Below are 4,977 nucleotides of genomic sequence, written 5' to 3' on the forward strand. Positions count from 1 at the left end.
GTCATTGATACGCGTCATTGATACGCTCTTCAAACGTAGCGCGAGTGATGAATCGGTGGACCTGAACGTTGCGCTGTTGGCCAATGCGATAGACTCGGTCGGTTGCCTGCGCTTCCACCGCTGGATTCCACCATAGATCGTAATGGATGACGTTGGAGGCCGCGGTCAGATTTAGCCCTGTCCCGCCGGCTTTAAGTGACAGAATAAATACACGCTCGGTACGGTCGTTTTGAAATCGCTCGACCATAGCATCTCGTTTGGTTCGCACGACACCCCCGTGCAGAAATAGCGGATCGCGGCCATATCGCTGTCGCAGCCAACTGCAGAGCAGGGTTCCCATCTCGCGGAACTGGGTGAATACCAGCACCTTTTCGTGGCTGGCGTGGATATCGTCGATGAGCTCGAAAAAACGCTCCGCTTTGCCAGACGCCGCCGCGTCGGCCTGTCCCTGTTTCAAATATTGCGCCGGATGGTTACAGATCTGCTTCAATGCCAGAATCATCTGCAGCACCAGGCCTTGGCGCTTGAAGGTGTCGGATTCCCCTGAGATGACTCGCAATCCCTCCTGTACCACCGATTGATACAGCGCCGTCTGGGCCTTGGTCAGCGTGCAGTATTGATCCTGCTCGATCTTGTCGGGCAGATCGCTGATGACGGCCTTGTCGGCTTTCAGGCGTCGCAGCAGGAAGGGGGCCGTGACCCGCTTGAAGCGCTGCACGACATGCTGATCGCGCTGGATCTGAATCGGCATCGCATATTCCCGCGCGAATTGATTGAGGCTTCCCAGATAGCCCCGGTTCGCAAAGTCCAGGATGCTCCAGTACTCGGACAAGCGGTTCTCCACCGGCGTCCCACTCATGGCAATAAAGCTGCTGGCCGCGATCGCTTTCACGGCCTTGGTCTGGGCGGCAGCCGGGTTCTTGATGTTCTGGGCCTCATCCACTACGACGACGCGCCATGCCAAGGCATGGAGGGTAGCAGCRGCCGTACGCGCGATACCGTAGGTCGTCAGCAGGACATCAGGCCGACTCACCGCGAGCTCACGCTTGCTGCCGTGGAAGATGCCAACGCTCAGGTTGGGGGCGAAACGCCCAATTTCCTTCTGCCAATTGGTCAACAAACTGGTAGGCACGATGACCAGGGCCTTGGCGTCGTCAAGCGCGCCATCCTCCTTGAGCTTTTGCAGCGTAGCGATGACCTGCAGTGTTTTGCCCAACCCCATGTCATCGGCGATCACGCTGCCCAAACCGATTCGCGCGTTGCGATAAAGCCAGGCATAACCCCGCTGCTGGTAAGGGCGTAGGGTGGCGTTGATACCACGAGGCAACGGGACCGTGCCCGCTTCCACCAAATCTTGAATGATCTTGCGGGCCTTGGCATCCAGGCCAACGGTCGTGCCGGCGAGTTCGCCTGCGAGGGCCACGCGCAACAGTTCAGCGCCCGAAGGTGCCAATGGCTTAAGCAGTTGGGCACGCAGGCGCTCGATCTCTTTGGGATCCAGATAGACGTACGCCCCTTTGAAACGTACAACGCCTGCGGCATCCTTCACCAACCTTTCAAACTCGGCGCGCGTAATGAGATGGTTACCGACGGCCACTTTCCAGTCGAAGGCAAGAACATCGTCGGCGCGAAAAAATCCCGCAGTATCGGTCGCCGTACCCTTGATCTGCATGGACAGGCGAGGTCGCAGTAGATGGTTGAGCGCCTTCGGTAGCAGCGCGCGAATCCCGAGCAAGCGGATTACCGGCAGCGTATCAAACAGCAAGGCCGGCAGCTCATCCGCAGCAATCTTGACGGGGGTCTTGGCGCCAGCACTGATATAGGCATTGAGCGGTTGGAAAAACTCGGCCAGTAGCGCGATTGTCTGCAGAATGCCAAAACGGCCCTTCGACCAGGCCTCATCGGTCAGAATCGCTGCCAGTGGTACTGGTTTCTCCAGCGCTGCCGAACGATGCTCGATCGCGAGTGCCAGCCCGAAATGGCCCGCTTTTGCCTCCTCGAGGCATAGCACCGGTACATGTTCTCGGCGCGCCAGATGGTATCGGGATAGCCAGGTGTGAATGCCGGCGGCGATTTCCCCTTCACCGGGACCGTCGTAGCGGGCTCGGCCGGTGCAGAAGAACAAGGCCATCGTCTTATTCCCGAGGGGCTTTTCGCTGGCGCCATCCGCCCATGCGTGAATGAAGTGATTCAGAAACAGAGAACAGAGGAACGTTGCCTGGGCCTCCTGGGTGAGGACGGCACGCTTCCTTCCCTTCCCGGTCTTGACCAGGCCAGCTGGCAACGCAGTGGCAAGTCGCTGCATGACGGTCGCCACGAAACCATCGAGCGTGGCTGGGAGCCAGCGCAGCAAGACAGTGTCGGTATCCTCCAAGAGGATTTGCGGGATCACCGCGCCATGCGCGATCAACTGCAGTGCCGTCAAGCGCACTTRGAACAGCGCGGCGACCTCGGGCTGCACGTCTGGCAGATTGCTCACATCTACGTGAGCCAGTGCTGCTTCCAGTGCTTCGATGGTGGTGATGTCCTTCGTGCCGAACACCGACGGGTGCAATCTTGCGTCCAGTTCAATCCCCGGCCGGTCATCACCGGAGAACGTGAGGCGCTGCGCGTCGACGGCACCGGCGCGGGAATCCATGGCTTGTCGCGCGGCCTTTCTCGAACGTGCCAGAAGACGCCGCAACGTCTCGCGAAAATCTCCATTGGGAAAGAAAGTGGGGCGCGCCGGCAGCACCTGTAGCAGTGGATCGGACAGGTCCGGAATCCCGGAGAAATCCAGCTGATCAAGCGCAGCAAGATCCCCCGCATCAGCCAGGGCCTCTGAAGCTGTCGGCAGCAACTCGGTCAACGTGGGGAGGACAGCCCCAGCTGCCGGCGCCAAATGGATGTCGCGCGACTTCAAGGCTTGCGCCAGGTCGACACCCCGCAATGAAAACACCAGGAACGGATTGCCGTCGATTTCCCGGCTCAGGAGGTAAATCACCGCCGCCAAGTGCTTGCAAGGCACGGCCCAATCGGGGCAGGAGCATTGCATATCGAGGTCCTTCCACCGGGCAGGGAAGACGGAAATCCCAAGATTGCGTGCGTGGTCCAGCACCGACGGATCCAGTTCCCGGTTGAGCATCCGGGCGATCAGGGTGGGCTCGGCGGCGATGGCGTCCAGAAGCCGTGCGGAATCCTTGGCGGAAAGCGGCGGTACCGTGATCGTCACCTGGTAGGGACGTGGCCGGGAGCCCTGTATCTGGGCGTGGATCGTCCCGGCCCTGACGACAAGATCCTTGACCGCTCCTTTGTTCGCGTAGGTCCGCCCGCGCGGCAGACGATTGTCGTAGTCGATGTGTGTCAGGGCATTGAGCCRTTGCTCGCCCCACCACGTTCTACCGAAGGACTGTCGCACCACTGGCCGGGCCTCCTTCAATGCTCGGTGGATTTTCCGATCTGAGGGGAATCCGCTATCCAAATCAGTGCCATTCCCCGGCGCCGGATCAAAGCGCCCCGCTGCCTCCAGTTCCTCCATCGGCAGCCCGTACTCGGCCATCTGGGCCTGGATCCAGCGAATCGCGTTCGCCCGCTGATTTCTTTCTGTCATTGCTACCGTCGTCGCTGTCGTTGCCGTCATCCGGGGGGCAGCAGGTGCCCTCTGTTCTTTGTCCTGCTCATGCGCTTGAGCAAGGCCGTCAATTGGCCGGGGTAGGCTGGCGCCCACGGCTCAGCTGATGCAATCGCCCCGATCAGCGCACGGTACTCTCCATATTGATCGGCATTGAGCGCGGCGACAACTTTCGTGGCGAATAGTGCAGGGTCGACGCCTGCGTGGGCACTCACCTTGACCAGATCGGAGCAGGCCTCGTCAAAGATACCACTGACTTCCCATCCCTCTTCGGTCGTGCGTTCATAGACCGTTCCGGCCAGCGCGAAGAATTCCCACATCAGGTCGGGTGCGCGATCGGGGGCAGCTCCGGCAATAGAGGAGGCGATGGCCACCCGGATGGCATCGAGCTCCGCTGCCAATTCGCTGAGCTGTTCCGCGTCGAGAAACGACGTTTGCGCGCCGAGTTCACTGATCCATTCGCGGACGGCAGCGACCATGTTCTCGCCGTGGGGGGCGGCCAGCTCAAATCGCAAGCGACGCCGTAGACGGGGATGCGTCCTGGCCAACTCGGCCAGCACCGTCCCCTGGCGCTCCGGTTTGATCGTCGCCACGGCTTTGACATCAATTTCATCGTCGATCGACAACAACTCCCTCCCTCAAAATTCCCCGGATGCAACCGAGCACACCGGACACGCGCGACGGCCGTTGCTGCGTGAGATCGAGGCACGAGGTAAGCAAGCTCCGTCCGCGACAGCGCAATGGCTCTCTGGATTCCGAATGCGTAACCTTGATCGCGCCAGTAGTGCCAGTCCGCGACCGCAACGCGCGTCGGCTTGTCGCCGTTCACCGGATCGATCTGGGCTAGGGGCGCCACCACGTCGCATTCGCCCCACCGAACCTAGGCAAAAATGCCGACCCGGYGGAGATCTTCATGAGCGAGTCCGGTGACCAAGACGTGTTCGCCGATGGGCAGCGGCGAGGAGTCCATCGCCTTGCGAACACTGGCTTTGAATGGAAACGAGAACTCTTCTTCCAGGTAGCAGTACCACGATAGCGCACGCTCCTCCTCGGTAGACGCGTCGACGACGATTTCCATCTCGATGCGATGCTCACGTTGCGCGTTGAGCTTTAGCTTGGCCATGATGTCGTTCGATAACCGCCTGCGCGCGAGGCGCGTTCCAACTCGGCCCCGAATTCGGTATACAACTCCGCCAACTGGCGGTCAGGCCGCTTGCGCCAGCGCCTTGTGCCCTGCAACTCTTCAACATAGCCGCGGGTGCTTTCCATCTTGCGCCTGCCGAGAACTCAGCCCACAGCGGTCTCTAGCGCAGCTTCGTATTGCCCCAGGCAAGCCATGCCATTCATCCGTGAGCGCTGCAGTAGCG

General features: G+C 60.6%; 2 protein-coding genes and 1 pseudogene. All 3 read right to left on the reverse strand.

Annotated elements, in window-relative coordinates; translation table 11 throughout:
* Position 1: 1 nt before the first annotated feature.
* On the reverse strand, positions 2-3,589 hold the full coding sequence (locus AC1DO7_RS39305) for an SNF2-related protein (RefSeq protein ID WP_477117420.1): 3,588 nt from the start codon (positions 3,587-3,589) through the stop codon (positions 2-4).
* A 26-nt stretch (positions 3,590-3,615) separates the two neighbouring features.
* Complete coding sequence (locus AC1DO7_RS39310) at positions 3,616-4,236, reverse strand: DUF6880 family protein (RefSeq protein ID WP_441622011.1); 621 nt, start codon at positions 4,234-4,236, stop codon at positions 3,616-3,618.
* 212 nt (positions 4,237-4,448) lie between these two features.
* Positions 4,449-4,733: pseudogene (locus AC1DO7_RS39315) on the reverse strand (calcium-binding protein); the annotation flags it as partial.
* Positions 4,734-4,977 lie beyond the last annotated feature (244 nt).

It is taken from the genome of Cupriavidus sp. 05N40 (assembly GCF_056397305.1).